The organism is Enterococcus sp. AZ163, assembly GCF_050498925.1.
Lineage (GTDB): Bacteria > Bacillota > Bacilli > Lactobacillales > Enterococcaceae > Enterococcus_A > Enterococcus_A ferrettii.
Genome location: NZ_JBIPAO010000003.1, coordinates 1 through 17,725, shown reverse-complemented (window position 1 = coordinate 17,725; position 17,725 = coordinate 1). Strand labels below are relative to the sequence as shown.

Below are 17,725 nucleotides of genomic sequence, written 5' to 3'. Positions count from 1 at the left end.
CACTTTTTGCTGGATGGTTCTTTTTGGCTGATTCTGGAAAAGGATGTTCATTTACAAAAGCCAATGCTATCATAGAATAAAAGATAATGGCTGCCGAGAAATGAGGGATACCGATTGAAAATCATGATTATTGAGGACGAACCTAAAATCCGAGAAGAACTGGCTGCTTTGCTGCGGAATTCACTGTACGAAGTGGTTGCTATTGAAAAATTTGAAGCTGTTGCTCTGCAGGTTCAGCAGTTAGCACCAGATCTAATTTTGTTAGATATTCATTTGCCGGAACAGGATGGTCAGGCTTTGTGTGGAGAAATCCGTCGTACTATGGAGGTGCCGATTATTTTCTTGACCAGTGACAGCAATGCGATGACTGAAACCAATAGTATTTTAATGGGCGGCGATGACTTTATTGCCAAGCCTTATCATCCATCGGTTTTACTGGCGCGGATTTCGGCTGTTTTGAAGCGGACGGGTCGGACAAAATTGCCTGAGGAGTCAGTTTTGGAGCATAACGGGGTACGGCTGGACATCCGATCCTACAAACTACAAGCAGGGACTAGAACTGTAGAGCTCTCTAAGAATGAATGCAAGCTGCTGCATTATTTGTTTTTACATAAGGAGGAAGTAGTCCCGCGCTTAGATTTAATTGAATATTTATGGGATAACGAAGTGTTCATCGATGACAACGCCTTAAGCGTCACTGTCAATCGTATTCGTGGACGCCTGTCCGAGATTGATGTGATTAACTTTATTGAAACTAAACGAGGTGCCGGGTACAAATTAAGGAGCAGAGAATGACAATTGCAAACTTTTTGAGAGATAAGCTGCTTATTTTGCTGTTAAATGGGATCAGTCTGTTTCTATTGCTGCTGTATTTGCTGGCAATCGGCAACAGCGGGCTGACTTGTGGCTTAATCACCTGCTTTTGGCTGACAATTTTAATTGTTTGGCTAGTTATCAGTTATCATCAGCGGAGAAGGTATTTTCAAGATATTATTAACACTTTGGATAATTTGGAAAAACCGTATTTGATTCAAGAGTTCATGGGTCAAAGCTGGCGCTTGGAGGATCAATTGTATCAGCAGATTTTGCGTCAATCTAATAAGGCTGTAATTGAAAAAATTCAGGCAATAGAGGAAGAACAGCAGGATTATCGAGAATTTATTGAAGGATGGATTCATGAGGTAAAGCTGCCGATTACCGGGATGCGTTTAACGGCTCACAATCAAACCAATGAATTGCGCCGCAAACTAGAAATTTATTTAACTGAAATGGACGAAATGGTTGAGCAGGCCCTTTTCTATGCTCGTTCTGAAGAGGTCTATAAGGATTATGCTATTAAGGAAACGGATCTACGTCAAGTGGTACTGCAAGTTTTGGGGAAAAGCAAATACTTGCTGATTCAACATCAAATGACTGTAGACCCTTTAGTAAATTCGGTCTTCGTTCAAACCGATGAGAAATGGGTAGCCTTTATCTTAGGCCAGCTGGTTACTAATGCACTGAAATACAAAAAAGATGGATCAGGTGCAATCGCCTTTATAATAGAAGAAACGGATCACGCAACTCGACTTTCTTTAAAGGATAATGGCATCGGAATCCCTGAGACAGAGCTAAGAAGAGTATTTGACAAGGGATTCACTGGAACAAACGGCCGTAAGCGGGAAAAAACCACTGGTATCGGTTTGTATTTGTGCCAAAAACTCTGTAAAAAACTGGAGCTGGGCTTAGAAATCGACTCTAAAGAAGGAGCGTATACTATTGTTACCTTAAGCTTCCCTAAAAATACTTATCTTTCAAAACTGTAATCTTCACTACAGCTAGTTCTATATTAACTAACTAAGAAAATCTATAAACTGAACTTAACAACACAGGATATAGATTGGAGAGCGAAAAATGAACACACTGATAAAAGTTGAAAAAATCGAAAAATATTATGGGTCTAAAAACAATGTCACAAAAGCACTGGACAACGTGAGCTTCGCCGTGAATGAAGGAGAATTTACTGGCATAATGGGGGCTTCCGGTTCCGGGAAAAGTACGCTATTGAATGTCCTTTCCACTATCGATACCGTGACAGCAGGCCATATTTATTTTCGCGACAGCGACATTAGCACCTTAAATGAGGAACAGGTAGCGACCTTTCGTAAGGAAAATCTAGGCTTTGTTTTTCAGGATTTTAATCTGCTGGATACCTTAACAATTGAAGAAAATATTATGCTGGCGATGAGCCTGCAAAGTCGCCCGGCCAAAGATATTCAAAAAAAGGTGAAGCGTTTGTTGCAGCAGCTGGGTATTGACACGATTGGGGATAAATTTCCCTATGAAGTTTCCGGTGGCCAAAAACAGCGCTGTGCCTGTGCCCGGGCAATTGCCAACCAACCGCTAGTTATTATGGCAGATGAACCAACGGGTGCCTTGGATTCGAAATCGGCCCAAACCTTACTGGAGACCTTCGTAACTATGAATGAAAATCTTCATTCAACAATTTTGATGGTGACTCACGATGCTTTTTCCGCCAGTTATTGCAAACGAATTTTATTCTTAAAGGATGGTCAGATTTTTCATGAATTAATCCGTGGCACCAAAAGCCGCCGGGAGTTTTTGAATGATATTTTAGATGTGCTGTCAGTGTTTGGCGGAGGTGGGGGCAATGTTTAATACCCTCATTTGGCGCAATACTAAGCGTTCTGCCAAGGATTATATGATTTACGTGGGTACCATGACGATTATTTCCAGTCTGATGTTTGCCTTTCACGGTATGATTTTCTCCAAAGATATGCGAGCTTTGTATGCTGATATGATAGTTTTTGGCGTCATGATTGGTATGGCTTCCTTTTTCATTATTGGAATTGTCATGTGGCTGGTTCGCTATATTGTTAACTTCATGCTGGAAAAACGCAGTAAGGAATTCGGCACCTATTTGTTGCTGGGAATGACTAAAAAGGAAATAATCAAACTTTTTCGGAGAGAAAACTATCTGCTAGGTTTTCTGTCGATTATTTTAGGAATTATCCCTGGGTATTTGTTTCAGCTGTTGTTTGTAAACATTTTTTATTCTATTTTGGATGCGGAGTACAAGATTTCTCCAGATTTTAATCCTTGGTGTCTTTTGCTGACCTTTGGCATTCAAGCATTGGCTTATTTACTAGCAATGAAAAACGTCCGACGAAAAATCAAAAAGATGAGCATCCGTCAGCTGCTGCATGCGGATCAGCAAAATGAGAAAATTGTTCACGAGAAAAATACGCGTAAAGGCATTTTGGTCTTTCTTTCACTGATATACATTTGTGTCTTCAATGTCCTGATCTTAACTTCGAATATGCCTTTAAAGAGCAGCGTGTTCTATTCGCTGGGCTTAGTTCTCGCCATTTATTTATTGTATTTTGGCTTATCGGCTTTCTTTATTCGCTTCATTCAGAAGAAATCGCCGTTGATTTATAAACAAGATACTCTGTTTGTCCTGCGGCAGCTGTCATCAAAAATTAAAACAATGCGTGTTACCATGGGAACTTTGACGATTTTATTCACCGGGGCATTACTAACGTGGATGGTAGTAATGATGTTTGCAGATTATCAACAGAACCAAGTAACCTTGGAGCAGCCCTTTGACATTTCTATAGCTAACTCCAATCCTAATTATGCATTTACTAAAGAGAGGGCTACTATTGAAAAAAAAGCTTCCATTAAAGAACTTTATCAATACCAGATTTACCGTGATGGGACGGCAACGATGAACGACTATCTGTATCAGCATGTTGATGGAACGCAAAAGGGGAAAAAAATCGACGGTCGCTGGACTGATGGCACTTATTTTGGCGAAGATACTTTTATGCGACTTAGTGACTACAATCACCTAAGAAAGCAAGCTGGTTACAGCCAAGTTCGCCTGAAATCGGGAAATTATATTTTACATGGCAAACGCCGATTAGAAAAACAATGGCAGTCGGTAAAAAAGGCGGTTACTATTACTGCTAATCACAAAACATTATCACTGCAGGATACCAATATGGAACCTTTTGCTCAGAACGGAATGAATGGTGCAGACTACATCCTGGTGGTACCAGATCAAGTAGCTGACCAAATGACACCTTATTACGGGGTAATGATTGCCAATCTTACTGATGAGGCACCAGCGAATTTGCAGAAGAATTTGGAAGCCTTAGATAAGAATTTCATTGAAACGGATCAATATGGGGATCTTTATGCTATGGGTTATGGCAATGGCAGTGATCAGATTTTAACGATGTCCGGGACAACAATCGTTAGAGACAATATCAAAAAGGAAGCCAGTTTTGTGATTGTATCAATCTGTTTCATGTTGGCGTATTTAGGGATCGTCTTCCTATGTGCGGCCTTGACCATCTTGGCAGTTCAGCAATTAAGTGATTCTACCAAGCACAAAAAACGTTACGACATTTTACGCCAGTTGGGATTAAACAAAAAAGAAACGGAAAAAGTGGTGTTAAAGCAGCTAAGTATTTATTACTTGTGTCCACTGCTGATTTCGATAATTCTGAGTATATTTATTGGCATGTTTGCTGGTGAACGTTTCGTTTATTACACAGGTGTTCAGGGAACGCCCGTTAGATTTTATGGCTTGGCATTGCTGGTTTTCTTAATCATTTACTTGGCCTACTTCCTAGTAACTTATATCGGGTTTACGAGAAATATTGAAAAGCACAGATAATCGTCTTTGTATCGTTCTCGATTAGGTTTCCCTTTCAAAAACAGCGGCTGTTTATAAACAATTTCGCTAATTGCCTTTTGTTTTTTAATAGAAACCCATATTATAATGTATAATAGTTTTAGGGTGTTTATTTTGTTAAAAAACAAGGAGGTTATTATGGAAAAGAAGCGGTTTAAAATGTACAAAAAGGGAAAAACCTGGTTAGTAGCACCTATTGTATTTCTGGGGCTTTTAGGGGTTGGCGGTTTAGCTGTTCAGGAACAAACAGTTCATGCAGCAGAAGCAACGACAGTAGAGACAGTGGTAGAAACACCGCCCACTGATGCACCAACGACTGTTGACTCTCAGGAAAGTGTTGGTGAAACAGTCGCAGAGGATTCCAAGGAAGCAGTTCTGCCAGAAATACCTGTGATAGAACAACCAACGGTAGAGACGCCTACTACAGATGACTCTACTGAGGAAGCACCAAAAAATGAACAAGAGTCTCTTCCAGCTGAAGATAAACAGGAACAAACCGTTGACCCATCAATGGATGAATCAGCAGAAACAGTTCCTGATACTACAGAAGAAAAAGCAGAAGCACCAGTTGAAGAAACTAATGAGGAAACTTTAAATAAACCGGCCGATAACAAAGACAGTACGGATAAAACAGCTGTTCAAGCAACGACAAACAGTACAACTCCTGCTGCGGCTCCAGCGGTAAAAGCTGCTCCTCAAGCGGCAGCACCAAAAGCAGAAGCGACGATTCCGATTTATCGAGTGTACAATCCGAACTCTGGTGAACATCTGCATACTATGAACGGCAACGAAAAAGATTTCTTAGTAAGACTAGGATGGCGTTACGAAGGTATTAGTATGCGGGTACTCGGATCTGGAAGAGAATTATTCCGGATTTATAACCCGAATTCTGGCGAACACTTTTTTACCTTAAATGGTGCTGAACGAGATCATCTTAAATCAGTCGGTTGGCGGTATGAGGGAATTGCCTGGCATACACCTTGGACTGGGATGCCTATGTATCGGGTGTACAATCCGAATACACGAGGCGCAGGCGCTCATCATTATACAATGGATGCCAATGAACGAGACTTTTTGACTCGTGCTGGTTGGCGTTATGAAGGGATTTCCTGGCATACACTAGGAGGAGCACAACCGATTGCTCCAGTAGAACGAGCGCTGTCAGTTCCTTACGTGAGTCAATATGTTCCCGTCATGTCACCATGGGGCTGTGCCGGTGCGGCCATGACGATGCTGCTGCGTTATAAAGGAGCAAATGTTGATTTGAAATATGTACAAGATAATCTTCCAATGTATCCTAGTGATAAAGGTGGACAGCAGGGGAATGTTTATACTGGAGCTGGATTTGGTTGGGTCATCACACCAGGATCACTGACTAATTATGCTAAACGCTGGTATAACAACGTGTCCAACATTACGGGTACGAATACACAAGCAATTGTAGACCGAATTATGGGTGGTAATCCTGTACTTTATTATGGCTACTCTTCTTATCAAAAACCAAACGACACGAACAGAAACCATTGCAAGGTAGTTGTTGGTTACAAAGACAATAAATTCTTGGTACATGATCCGTTGTATTATAGTGCTAATGCCGGTGCGGGTACTGGTGGTAAAAACATGGCCTATGACAAGGGAGCGGTTGCCTGGGTTTCAGTCGCAGATTTTAATCGCGAATGGGATGGAAGAGCCATCGGGATTAATTAAAAGCTAAGTACACAAAAGCCAATTAAGCAGAAATTCATCTGTTTGATTGGCTTTTGATTTGGCGCTTAAACGTTAACCAAGTAGAAAAAACTTTTTCCAAGTTATTAAGAGGAAACGAGTTTTTATTCAATAACAGGCATCATTTTTGTGCTTTCATTTTATCCATGTTACGGTGATTAACGTACCAAGCACCGAATAATAAGGAGGAAATTAGACATATGGCAAAAAAAGATTTACCACAAGTCGAAACTCGTCTCTATATTAATGGCAAATGGATCGAAGGCTCAGAAGACAAACGGCCTGTTATTAATCCGGCAACTGGTGAAACATTGATTGAGGTTCATCAAGGCGGAGAAAAAGAAACGAATACAGCAATTGAAGCAGCGGAGGCTGCATTACCTAAATGGTCGGCTATGGCACCAGCAAAACGAGCTGAATTAATGAATAAAATGGCAGATTTAGTGGAAGAGGATGCGGAACGTCTGGCAACTATCATGACGATGGAACAAGGCAAGCCGCTTTCACAAGCCAAAGGAGAAATTCAAACCAACGTTGAGAACTTGCGTTGGAATGCAGCGGAAGGTCAGCGAGTAATGGGAGAAATTATCCCCTCACCATCAACCAACCAATGGCAAGTACGCAAACAGCCAGTTGGAGTAGTTGGTGCAATTACACCGTGGAACTTCCCGTCAAACATGATTGTTCGAAAAATTTCTCCTGCAATCGCGGCTGGTTGTACGGTTGTGCTTAAACCAGCGGAGGATACACCACTTTCAGCCTTAGCTTTAATGGAACTTTTTGATAAGGCAGGATTTCCTGAAGGTGTAGTTAACATTTTGCTAGGAGATGCAGCTACGATCGGCGAAATTCTTTCTGAATCAGATACGGTGAAGAAAATCACGTTTACCGGCTCAACTGAAGTAGGTAAAACATTAAATGAGCAATCTGCACCAACCTTAAAAAAGGTATCGATGGAATTAGGCGGACATGCACCATTTATTATTTTCCCAGATGCTGATCTAGAATTAGCAGTTGAAACATTAGTTGAAACTAAGTTCGGCAACAACGGACAAGTATGTACTTCGCCAAATCGAATCTTTATTCACAAAGATATTAAAGAGAAGGCGACGAAGATGATCGTTGAAAAGGTTAAAGAGGTGACCGTGGGTAATGGATTGGATGATCCAACGACTGGACCACTGATTAATCAAGAAGGTGTCGAAAAGGTTGTCGAACAAATGGAAGATGCGACAGCCAAAGGAGCAAAGGTTTTGGTTGGCGGCAGTGAAATGAATGAAGGCGAATATGCAAATGGCTTCTTCTTCGAACCAACTGTTCTTGATGGTGTGACCAAAGAAATGGATATTTTTTATAAAGAAACCTTTGGACCAGTTATTCCTTTAATCGAATTTGAAGACGAAGAAAAAGTAATTGAGGATGCAAATGACAGCGAATTTGGTCTAGCTTCTTATTTCTTCGCTACCAATATCCATACCATTGACAATGTCAGCAACAAATTGGAATATGGCATGGTAGGTGTAAACGATACAGAAATTTCTAATTCGGCTACCCCATTCGGCGGAATCAAGCACTCAGGCTTCGGTCGCGAAAATGGAATCTATGGCGTGGAAGAATACGTGGTAGTAAAATTTGTAACGATTCGAACAGCAAAATAATTCATCAAGCTTCCTTATCCCAAAAATTCGGGATAAGGAAGCTTTTATCTTTTACAAAATAAAGGTGCTTTTAACGAGAGTCCTATAAAGAAAAATCGATTTACTCCGGTGTTGTTCCATCTGGATTCAAGCCATGTACCAGATGATAGTTTTCAATCATGGCTTGTTTATCACCACCAGTATCTTGAGCGACTAATCCCAAAAGGTAGCTATAGTCTGCACCGAGCTGTGCGCACTGATCGTAATAATTGTATAATTGATCCTCAGTAAATTGAGTTGCATCAACGCCGCCCATGCTAATAGTCATCCGTGCAAAATGAATACACTCTTCACGAGAATAAACACCAGGCTTTTCAAACTCTTCTGGCTACACTGGTTGAGCAGGACTTGCTGTTTGGTCCTGTGGTGTGTTTACAGGGTTGGTGTTGTTTACTTGGCTGTCTACTACTGCCTCCGGGTTTGCTGCGGGTTCATTTCTAACAGGTGCTTGTGGCACAAGTGTTGTATCACCCGTTTGCTGTTTTTCAGAAGTTGACGTAGTGGTCGTTTTTTTCGCTTTTTTCTTTGTTTGAGTTATCTTTGGCTCAGCTTTTTTTGCTTCTTCCTTCTGCTTTGTTTGACACCCAGCCAATACAAAAATCATCGCAATAATAAGTCCTACTTTTCCTAGTTTTTTCATGTTTCTACTCCTTGTCTTTTTAGTAATTTTTTTGTAACCTAATTGTAACACAAAAGAAATCTTTGTAAATATATTTTTTTAAAAAATTTCACTTTATGCTTCGTGCGATTTGAATAGGAGAATTTCAGATTAAAAGAGTATCTGTCTCTAAGAAACTCTTTTTAGCATGAGAAGATTTTTAAATAACCAACAGTTAGCTGAAGAAGTTGAAGAACATGTGCTCAAATGCGCAATAAAGTAGTTTCTTTGATGTTCTTTATAAATAAGCTAGTTCATAGTAGGATAATTTGCCATTTAATTAATTTTATTTAATGAAATTGAATATTTAACCATGTATTGACAATAATAAATGCAACATATATTATTTTAAGTGTAAATGCTTATAAAAATTGGAGGACTTTTTATGAGAAAAAAATTGTTGCTGAGCATACTTTTTCTTTCTGGACTGGCACTATTTTTTACTTCAAATGAGGCACAGGCAGCTTCTCAGACACTATTTCGGGTATACAATCCCAACAGCGGAGAACACTTCTATACGCAGAACTCAAGTGAAAGAGACCTTTTAGTAAATGTTGGTTGGCATGATGAAGGAATAGCGTGGGAAACTCCTGGCAGCGGAATAACCGTTTACCGATTATATAATCCAAATGCCGGAGATCACCATTATACGATGGACGTAAATGAATATAACCATTTGGAAAAAGCAGGCTGGCGCAAAGAAGGAGAAGCATTCAAATCAGTTGATACCAGCAACAAAGAAAAGCCTATTGGAATTCCTGTTTACAGAGCATATAACCCCAATACTAAATCGGGTGCCCATAATTTTACAATTAATCTAAATGAGCAGAGGCATTTGATTCAAGTTGGCTGGAAAGACGAAAAAGTCGCTTTCTATGCACATCACGGGTCCAATGATTATTTCAATATAAAAACTGTTCATAAAAGTGGGACAAAAGTACTGAAAGAATCAACTACTAGAGTTAAGGAAGGATTTAACTATATTGCGAATGCCGAGAATTTCTCTGGCTACGAGCTTGTGGGGAGTAGTAGGCAAGAAATCAAAAACATCACTTCCAGTAAGGAAATCGTCTTTAATTACAACAAAGTGAATAAAGACAAACTGACGAATGCTTTAAAATCTCTAGACGGTTTAAAAGCAGACGACTATACACCAATTTCTTGGGATAAATTAATGGCTTCGAAAGATGCGGCCAAGGACATTGAAGCTCGAGAAGATGCGACCCAAAAAGAGGTAAATGACAGTCTAAATGATCTGAATGAAAGGATTAATGAATTAGTTGGACGTGCAAAGTTCCAGGCGCTAAAAGATCTTCATCTAAGTGCAACAGGCATAGGACCACACCATTATGAGGATCGACCAACCTATTTATTATTTCATGAAGCATATTCGGGTGCGTATATGAGAATGAATGATTTAAATAGTTCTCAATCTGAAGTTGATGAGGCCTTGAATAGGTTGCAGGGAATGGTAGATTCAGCAAAAGCAGATGCATCGCAGACATTGTTAGATCAATTACAGAGACTATATGACACAGGTATGACCAAGAATTCGGCCGACTATACGTTAGCTTCTTGGAACGAACTAAATAACTGTTTAAATGCAGCGAAAGGTATTCTCGATAGTGAACGTCCAATAGAAGAAACGACACAACCAGTATTGGATAAGCTACAAGTTGCATTAGATAATCTGATTTTAATAGCAGATAAGACAGATCTTCAAGCATTATATGATTCGTCTCAAGGGCTGGGGCCAGCAGACTTTGGACCTCGTGAAGATTACACAGCTTATCATAACGCAATGGGAGATGCTTGGAATGTTCTTGCAGACGAAAATCTCTCACAACAACAAGTGGATGATTGTTTTGATAATCTTGAAGCGGCATTAAGTAGACGAACAAGCTAAGTAAAAATAGTTTTTGAGTAATGGCAGCGAAGATTAAGCGTTTACTTTTACAACAAAGCACAAAAAACATAAACGATTCTTGGTTCGATTGTTAAGATAAAATCAGACTGGAATCGTTTATTTTTTATTTGATTGCAACCCTCTCCTTTATGGTACTGGCAGTTACTTCAAAGGAAGAAGAATAAAAATATTTTTCTAATACACTTACTGAGGTGCAGGATATCCTGTATCTCTTTTTGTTTTTGTACCTAAGAAACAGCTATAAAAAAATATGTGGAATAACAACGGATAATAAAAAAAGCTTTTATAGTCAACTTTTAATGGTGTTACTACAACGTTACTCATTAAGTAACGATCTCCAAAAAATGTTTCGTTGATACATTCCCTGCCTAGACAATAGACGAGCACTTTCGGCAATGCTAAAGTAAAAGAAAGAAAAGCAAACGCTTTCAAAAAAGGAAAAGAGGTGATTAGATGGGTGGTGCAAAAAAGAAATTGGGTTTCTTTGATATTTTAGCCTTAGCCTTCTCTTCGGTGTTTTCACTGGAACTAATTTCTTCACAGGCAAAGTTGGGGCCTTCACTTATTTTCAATTTTTTATTTATCGGTTTAACGTACTTTTTGTCCCATGGTTTGATCTGTGCCGAGTTAGGTTCTACTTATCCAGATCAAGGGGGGATTTATGTCTGGGTAAAACGAGCCTATGGGGATAAGTGGGCAGCACGTACGACCTGGTGGTATTGGCTGAATGTCGCAGGGTTCATTCCTGCCACTGCAGTGGTAATGGTTTCAATTATCAAGGAAATGTTTTTACCGAATCTTTCAGTCTGGGGGATTGTCGGAATTTGTATTTTGTGTGTTTGGTTTGTCGTTTTCTTCAATTGTATTGATCTGCAAAAAGCCAAGTGGCTGCCAATTATCAGCTCTATTAGCAAAATTGCAGTGACCTTGGTCTTGTTGGTTGGGGGGCTGTATTACACCTTTACACAAGGGGTAAACCATTCTTTTGCCAGCGATTCATTTTTACCAAGCTTTAATTTAAGCTTTGTGGCATTGATTCCAGTTTATGTTTACAGCGTAACCGGATTTGATTTGATCAGTTGTTCAGCTGGAGAAATGGATAATCCGAGCAAAAATGTTCCAAAAACAGTTTTTCTCAGCGGCTTTTTTACGATTCTCTTTTATATATTAGCTGCTACCGCTATTTTAGTTGTTTTGCCGATTTCGACGATTAGTGAAACCTCCGGCTTGTTCGATACGGTGGTAGCCATGTTTGGCAGTAAATGGCTGGTAAACATGATTGGTATGGTAACTTTTGTTGGCTTTTTAGGCTATGTTTTTGGCTGGGCACTGGGTGGAAATAAAGTTGCTTTGGAAGCCGGAGAAGGTGGAGAGCTACCCAAATTTTTTGCGAAAACCAATCAAAGCTATGCACCCGTCGGCTCGGCCATTTTATTAGGAATTGTTTCAACGGCTTTACTGATTTTTTACGGGGTCACTGCCAGTACTAGTGAGAACCTGTTTTGGACATTATTGGCTTTTACTTCAATTATTTTCTTTTTACCCTATATCGTAATGAGCTTTACCTTTTTAAAACTACGTCGGCTTGACCCTGCTATTGAACGACCTTTTAAAGTACCTTTTGGTAAACCAGTGGCCTATCTAGTGGCGGGGGTACATTGTTTCTTTCTAATCTTCAGCAGTTTCTCTTTTCTATTACCACCAGAGGGAGAGGAGCCGCTTTTATACGTAGCCAGTTTAATAATAGGGTTGCTGCTTTCAATTGGTTGTGGAGAATGGCTGATCCATTATGCTATGAAATCGGCTAAAACGGAGATTTTGGATATCTAATCAAAAATAAATTTTAACTAAAGAATAGGAGTGTTTTACATGGCAAAGCGACTTTCATCAACACCTAAACAGGACAACTTCCGTATGCCGGGAGAATTTGAACCCCACAAACAAATTTGGATGATTTGGCCAGAACGACCTGACAATTGGAAAAATGGCGGGAAGGATGCGCAAAAAGCATTTGTTTCGGTGGCTGAGGCAATTGTTAAATTTGTACCGGTGACCATGTGTGTATCGGCCAATCAATTTGAACATTGCCGCAACAGCTTGTCAGAGGATATTCGAGTAGTGGAGGTTACCACCGACGATGCCTGGATGCGGGATTGTGGGCCAACCTTTGTGGTGAACGACCAAGGAGATGTTCGCGCGGTGGATTGGGACTTTAATGCTTGGGGCGGTTTAGTAGATGGTTTGTATTTTCCTTGGCATTATGACCAAAAAGTTGCCCAGAAGGTTTGTGAAATTGAATATGTGGATACGTATCACACCCCGGAATTTATTTTAGAGGGTGGTTCGATTCATGTTGATGGCGAAGGAACAGTGATGGTCACGGAAATGTGTCTATTGTCAGAAGGTCGTAATCCACATTTAAATCGGGAAGAAATAGAAAATATGCTGCAAGAGTATCTCAACGTTGAAAAAGTCCTATGGGTAAGAGATGGTATTGACCCTGATGAAACCAATGGACATATTGATGATGTTGCCTGCTTCGTTCGACCAGGTGAGGCTGCGTGTATTTATACCGAAGAAAAGGATCATCCTTTTTATCAGGTGGCACAGGAAACCTATCAATTTTTAAGCAATCAAACCGATGCGAAAGGTCGGAAGCTGAAGGTTCATAAGTTATGTACGACAGTGAATCCGGTGACTTATGGAGCTGAATATGAAGTAGATTCAGTGACAGGCAGTATTCCTAGACATGCAGAGGATATTTGCATTACTTCATACATGAATTTCTTGATTACCAATGGTGCCATCATTGCACCTCAGTATGGTGATCCTAACGATGAATTAGCGTTGAAGCAAATTCAGGAAATGTTCCCAGATCGAGAAATTGTCGGAGTACAAACGCGGGAAATTGTTTACGGCGGCGGAAATATTCACTGCATTACTCAGCAGCAGCCAAAAGGATAGGAGGAAGGCAGACTATGAAACATTTTATCGACACACAGGATTTTTCAAAAAAAGAATTATTGGACACCATCAACTTATCACTTTTAATCAAAGATTGTGTAAAAAAAGGCTACTATCCGCCATTGATGCGACGGAAAACCTTAGGCATGATTTTCCAACAAAGTTCGACTCGAACCCGTGTTTCCTTTGAGACAGCCATGGAACAGCTGGGTGGACATGCGCAATATTTGGGACCGGGTATGATTCAGCTAGGTGGACATGAAACGATTGAAGATACAGGAAAAGTTATTTCCCGTTTAGTTGATGTGGTGATGGCACGGGTGATTGAACATCAAACCGTAGTCGATTTAGCTAAAGCCTCGAGTGTTCCAGTACTGAATGCCATGAGTGATTATAATCATCCAACCCAGGAAATTGGCGATTTGTGTACCATCGTTGAACATTTACCAGAAGGGAAACGTTTAGAGGATTGCAAAGTAACCTTTGTGGGTGACGCAACACAGGTTTGTGCTTCATTAGGTTTTATAACTACTAAGCTTGGAATGCATTTTGTTCATTATGGTCCAGAGGGGTATCAATTAAATGCTGACTACCGAGCAATTTTAGAAAAGAATGTTCAAGAGAATGGCGGCAGCTGGCTGGTTACCGATGATCCATTGCAAGCTTTGCCAGGTACCGATTTTGTTTACACAGATGTATGGTACGGTCTGTATGAAAGTGAATTGTCGCCTGAAGAACGGCATCAGATTTTCATGCCGAAGTATCAAGTGAATCGTGAGTTGTTAGAGCAATGCAGCCTTGGAGTAAAATTTTTACATTGTTTACCAGCAACCCGTGGAGAAGAAGTGACGGATGAAGTGTTGGATTCAGCGATTTCCTTAGCCTTTGACGAAGCGGAAAACCGCTTAACAGCAATGCGAGGACTGCTAGTGTATTTAACTAAGTATCAAAATGTTGGAACAGAATACGAACAGCTGGCGGCTAAAGAGAAGCTGGATAGTTTTTTAGAAACCTTAGAATAGGCGAAAAATAAAATGGCAAAAATTGTAGTGGCTTTAGGGGGGAATGCTTTAGGAAATTCCGCTAATGAACAATTATCACGGGCACAGTTGGCAGCTCGTTCAATTGCTGATTTGATTGTAGCGGGGCATCAGGTAGTGATCGCTCATGGCAATGGGCCTCAAGTTGGTCAAATCCGACTAGCCTTTGAAGCAATGATTAGTGAAGCAGTCATGCCTTTTGCAGAGTGTATTGCCATGAGTCAGGGATATATTGGGTACCATTTGCAGCAGGCGATTGACGAAGAACTGGTTAGCCGAAGCGTAGATGATATTCCAGTCATATCTATGTTGACTCAGGTGGTGGTGGATGGCAAGGATCCAGCCTTTCAAAAACCAACAAAACCGATTGGCAGCTACTATTCTGAAGAGCAAGCCAAAGAGTTGATGGTTAAAACTGGGGAAATCTATCAAGAGGATGCAGGCAGGGGCTGGCGGCGGGTGGTTTCTTCACCTAAGCCGGTAGATATTTATGAAAAAGTGAGTTTGAAAACATTGGTAGATGCTAATCAGGTGGTGATTGCCTGTGGTGGGGGGGGATTCCGGTGGTTTATCATGGGAATCGCTATGAAGGAGTGGATGCCGTAATTGATAAAGACTTTGCGGCTTCCAAAATGGCCACCTTAATCGATGCCGATACCTTTATCATTTTGACAGCGGTGGACTATGTTTATATTCATTTTGGAAAAGAAAATCAGCAAGCTTTAAAAGAAGTTAGTCTAAAGGAAATGCAGCGATATGTTGCAGAAGGACAATTTCCTGCTGGTAGTATGCTGCCAAAGGTAGAAGCAGCCTGTGAGTTTGTGGCCAGCGAATCGGGGAAAACCGCAATTATTGCCGACTTGGAGCAGGTGGCGCAAGCAATTTCAGCTGAAACGGGTACTATCATTCGTCAAGCGTGCGATTGAAGCGATGATAGAAAATCAGCTCGACAATAGCCAGCATGGAAATGCGTGAAGTGAGATCCAAGTGATCCAGCCCAATTTCGTCACTGAACACGTAAAAATCAATATCACACAAATTTTGAATAACATTGGTTACGGCACGTGTAAAGGTGACAATGGTAGCACGAGAATTTTGCCTCACTCGTTCAATCGCTTCGACGATCGAACTATTGTCGCCAGTATAGGCAAAGGCAAAGAAAATATCTTGGTCAGTAATATGTCGCAATGCATTTTGAACGGCAGCCTGATCCTGCAACAAAACTGCGCGAAAACCTTGTGCAGTAAACAACCAATGAACATAATGCAAGGCTTGTAAATCAAGGTCTTCACCCATTAAGTAAAGTACCGGATTCAAATCTAATAGCTGGTTAAATTGTTCAATTTTGGTTTGGTCAGTGACTCGAACAGATTCAACAATGTTTTTTAAATATTCATCTTTAAAATCTTTTTGCTTAATCGAATGGGGAATCGTTTGCGGAGCTTCGGGTACTACGGTCAAACTTTCAATAAAATCACTATATCCGTTGAAGCCCAATTTTTTAGCAAAACGAAAAATAGTGGTGGAGGAGACGTAGCATCTTAAGGCTAATTCGCGAATACTGTAGAATTTTATCTGATCAAAATTTTTCAGAATGTAATTAAAGATACGCTTTTCTGAATCATTGAGCTCCGTAAAATGCTGATTCGCTGCTGAATAAAAATCTTTGGTCGCTGTCATCCGATCACCCGCTTTCTATTTCATTATAGCGTAGTTCTTTTTGAGGCGAAACTGCCTACAACAATAAACTGGAGGGGTAACAAATGAAACTATCACATACACCAACATATCCAATTAAGCATTTTTTAGATAATTATGATTTAGCCAAAGAGGAAATCCAGGACATCTTAACGACGATCATTCAGCTAAAGGAAGCTGCCCATCAAAATGCAGTGCCGCAATTATTAAAGGGAGCAACCTTAGCGATGATTTTTGAAGAGCCTTCCACCCGAACCCGAGTTTCTTTTGAGACTGCTATGGCCGAACTTGGTGGACATGGTCTTTATTTAAAACCAGGGGAGATTCATTTTGGGTCTCATGAAGCCATTAAGGATACTGCACAGGTTCTGTCCAGTATGTGTGACGGAATTATGCTGCGGACAGAGGATCATGAGCTGGTATTAACCTTGGCTAAATACGCTTCTGTTCCAGTGTTTAATGCTATGACTTATTACATTCATCCGACGCAAGGCTTAGCTGATGTACTGACCATGATGGAACATCTGCCAAAAGGTAAATCGTTGGAGGAAGTTGAAGTAGTTTTTGTCGGCGATTCTGGCGAAAACGGTATCATGGCAATGGAACATGCACATTTGGCTGCGTCATTAGGCTTGCATTATACAATTGCTTCACCAAAGCAGTATTCTATCAGCGATGCAGAAATCAAAAAGGTAGAGGAGAAAATGCAAAAAACTGGTGGAACACTGACCGTTACTGAAAATGTGGAAGAAGCTGTAAAAAAAGCCGATTTTATTATTCCTGATGTTTGGTACTATTATGGGTATGAGGATGAAAAAGAGGAACGAACAGCAGCCTTTTATCCTCGTTATCAATTAAACATGGAAATGCTGGAAATGGCTCCCGATCATTGTAAAGCTATGCACTGTTTGCCAGCTAATCGCGAAGTGGAAATTACTAGTGAGGTTCTAGATCATCCAACACGCTCATTGGTCTTCCAGGAGGCAGAAAACCGCTTGCATGTTCAGCGGGGATTACTGGCATGGTATTTGTATCCACAATTGAAACGGGCAGATGATCAGACTAAGGCGTATTACGAAGGGAAAATGCGTGCCTTTCTAGATCAAAGACTCAACTAAAAGGAGTGAGTGAACAATAGAAGATGTAAAAAAACTGGGGTTTATTGACATTGTTTCGCTGTCCTTTGCGGCAGTGTTTTCACTGGAATTGATTGCTTCTCAGGCATCCATGGGCCCCTCATTAATCTTTTGCTTTGTTGTGTTAGGAGCAACCTTCTTTTTATCTCATGGATTGATTTGTGCCGAGCTGGGC

At 40.5% G+C, this 17,725-nt stretch carries 14 protein-coding genes and 1 pseudogene; 12 read left to right on the top strand and 3 right to left on the bottom strand.

All coding sequences use genetic code 11. The annotated features are described in order from the left end of the window. The first annotated feature begins 123 nt into the window (after positions 1-123). The 6 genes from IGI46_RS21750 (at position 124) to IGI46_RS21725 (ending at position 8,088) form a co-directional block, all read left to right on the top strand. Entirely contained in the window at positions 124-795 is a 672-nt protein-coding gene (locus IGI46_RS21750; RefSeq protein WP_429966087.1) for a response regulator transcription factor, read from the top strand. Further along, positions 792-1,805 (top strand): sensor histidine kinase, encoded by a 1,014-nt coding sequence (locus IGI46_RS21745; protein ID WP_207701954.1) that lies wholly within the window; start codon positions 792-794, stop codon positions 1,803-1,805. Before IGI46_RS21750 ends, IGI46_RS21745 begins: the two co-directional genes overlap by 4 nt. 88 nt (positions 1,806-1,893) lie before the next feature. Continuing rightward, the gene (locus tag IGI46_RS21740; protein WP_429974236.1) at positions 1,894-2,658 is read left to right on the top strand and encodes an ABC transporter ATP-binding protein; all 765 of its coding nucleotides are present in this window, start codon (positions 1,894-1,896) and stop codon (positions 2,656-2,658) included. Continuing rightward, on the top strand, positions 2,651-4,687 hold the full coding sequence (locus tag IGI46_RS21735) for an ABC transporter permease (RefSeq protein WP_429974235.1): 2,037 nt from the start codon (positions 2,651-2,653) through the stop codon (positions 4,685-4,687). The genes IGI46_RS21740 and IGI46_RS21735 overlap by 8 nt, the downstream gene beginning before the upstream one ends. Before the next feature lie 156 nt (positions 4,688-4,843). After that, positions 4,844-6,412 carry a C39 family peptidase gene (locus IGI46_RS21730; protein ID WP_429974234.1) on the top strand — a complete coding sequence of 523 codons (1,569 nt, stop codon included), beginning with the start codon at positions 4,844-4,846 and terminating at the stop codon, positions 6,410-6,412. Positions 6,413-6,630: 218 nt separating this feature from the next. Next, positions 6,631-8,088, top strand: a complete 1,458-nt coding sequence (locus IGI46_RS21725; RefSeq protein WP_429974233.1) for an NAD-dependent succinate-semialdehyde dehydrogenase — start codon at positions 6,631-6,633, stop codon at positions 8,086-8,088. Positions 8,089-8,188: 100 nt separating this feature from the next. On the opposite strand, the gene IGI46_RS21720 is transcribed toward IGI46_RS21725, so the two are convergent. After that, complete coding sequence (locus IGI46_RS21720; RefSeq protein ID WP_429974232.1) at positions 8,189-8,395, bottom strand: hypothetical protein; 207 nt, start codon at positions 8,393-8,395, stop codon at positions 8,189-8,191. Between the two features lie 60 nt (positions 8,396-8,455). Then, the gene (locus IGI46_RS21715; protein ID WP_429974231.1) at positions 8,456-8,767 is read right to left on the bottom strand and encodes a hypothetical protein; all 312 of its coding nucleotides are present in this window, start codon (positions 8,765-8,767) and stop codon (positions 8,456-8,458) included. Between the two features lie 403 nt (positions 8,768-9,170). Between IGI46_RS21715 and IGI46_RS21710 the strand changes: the two genes are divergently transcribed. From IGI46_RS21710 to arcC, 5 genes and pseudogenes are all read left to right on the top strand, one after another. After that, on the top strand, positions 9,171-10,691 hold the full coding sequence (locus IGI46_RS21710) for a hypothetical protein (RefSeq protein WP_429974230.1): 1,521 nt from the start codon (positions 9,171-9,173) through the stop codon (positions 10,689-10,691). Between the two features lie 474 nt (positions 10,692-11,165). Then, on the top strand, positions 11,166-12,542 hold the full coding sequence (locus IGI46_RS21705; RefSeq protein ID WP_429965770.1) for an APC family permease: 1,377 nt from the start codon (positions 11,166-11,168) through the stop codon (positions 12,540-12,542). Positions 12,543-12,581: 39 nt separating this feature from the next. Next, positions 12,582-13,676, top strand: a complete 1,095-nt coding sequence (gene aguA / locus IGI46_RS21700; protein ID WP_429965771.1) for an agmatine deiminase — start codon at positions 12,582-12,584, stop codon at positions 13,674-13,676. 14 nt (positions 13,677-13,690) lie between these two features. After that, positions 13,691-14,698, top strand: a complete 1,008-nt coding sequence (gene ptcA / locus IGI46_RS21695; protein WP_429974229.1) for a putrescine carbamoyltransferase — start codon at positions 13,691-13,693, stop codon at positions 14,696-14,698. Positions 14,699-14,710: 12 nt separating this feature from the next. After that, positions 14,711-15,642, top strand: a pseudogene (gene arcC, locus IGI46_RS21690) (carbamate kinase). Here arcC and IGI46_RS21685 read toward each other — a convergent pair. After that, a complete protein-coding gene (locus IGI46_RS21685) occupies positions 15,620-16,396 on the bottom strand; it encodes a MurR/RpiR family transcriptional regulator (protein ID WP_429965773.1) in 777 nt (258 codons plus the stop codon). The pseudogene arcC and the gene IGI46_RS21685 overlap by 23 nt on opposite strands. An 83-nt stretch (positions 16,397-16,479) precedes the next feature. On the opposite strand from IGI46_RS21685, the gene argF reads away from it, so the two are divergent. Further along, entirely contained in the window at positions 16,480-17,532 is a 1,053-nt protein-coding gene (gene argF, locus IGI46_RS21680; protein WP_429965774.1) for an ornithine carbamoyltransferase, read from the top strand. Positions 17,533-17,725 lie beyond the last annotated feature (193 nt).

Bases quoted from the DNA above. Each gene is read 5' to 3' on its own strand.
- IGI46_RS21730 (WP_429974234.1), top strand. From the start codon at position 4,844: ATGGAAAAGAAGCGGTTTAAAATGTACAAAAAGGGAAAAACCTGGTTA.
- IGI46_RS21705 (WP_429965770.1), top strand. From the start codon at position 11,166: ATGGGTGGTGCAAAAAAGAAATTGGGTTTCTTTGATATTTTAGCCTTA.
- argF (WP_429965774.1), top strand. From the start codon at position 16,480: ATGAAACTATCACATACACCAACATATCCAATTAAGCATTTTTTAGAT.
- IGI46_RS21740 (WP_429974236.1), top strand. From the start codon at position 1,894: ATGAACACACTGATAAAAGTTGAAAAAATCGAAAAATATTATGGGTCT.
- IGI46_RS21745 (WP_207701954.1), top strand. From the start codon at position 792: ATGACAATTGCAAACTTTTTGAGAGATAAGCTGCTTATTTTGCTGTTA.
- ptcA (WP_429974229.1), top strand. From the start codon at position 13,691: ATGAAACATTTTATCGACACACAGGATTTTTCAAAAAAAGAATTATTG.
- IGI46_RS21715 (WP_429974231.1), bottom strand. From the start codon at position 8,767: ATGAAAAAACTAGGAAAAGTAGGACTTATTATTGCGATGATTTTTGTA.
- IGI46_RS21685 (WP_429965773.1), bottom strand. From the start codon at position 16,396: ATGACAGCGACCAAAGATTTTTATTCAGCAGCGAATCAGCATTTTACG.
- IGI46_RS21750 (WP_429966087.1), top strand. From the start codon at position 124: ATGATTATTGAGGACGAACCTAAAATCCGAGAAGAACTGGCTGCTTTG.
- IGI46_RS21735 (WP_429974235.1), top strand. From the start codon at position 2,651: ATGTTTAATACCCTCATTTGGCGCAATACTAAGCGTTCTGCCAAGGAT.
- IGI46_RS21720 (WP_429974232.1), bottom strand. From the start codon at position 8,395: ATGACTATTAGCATGGGCGGCGTTGATGCAACTCAATTTACTGAGGAT.
- IGI46_RS21725 (WP_429974233.1), top strand. From the start codon at position 6,631: ATGGCAAAAAAAGATTTACCACAAGTCGAAACTCGTCTCTATATTAAT.
- IGI46_RS21710 (WP_429974230.1), top strand. From the start codon at position 9,171: ATGAGAAAAAAATTGTTGCTGAGCATACTTTTTCTTTCTGGACTGGCA.
- aguA (WP_429965771.1), top strand. From the start codon at position 12,582: ATGGCAAAGCGACTTTCATCAACACCTAAACAGGACAACTTCCGTATG.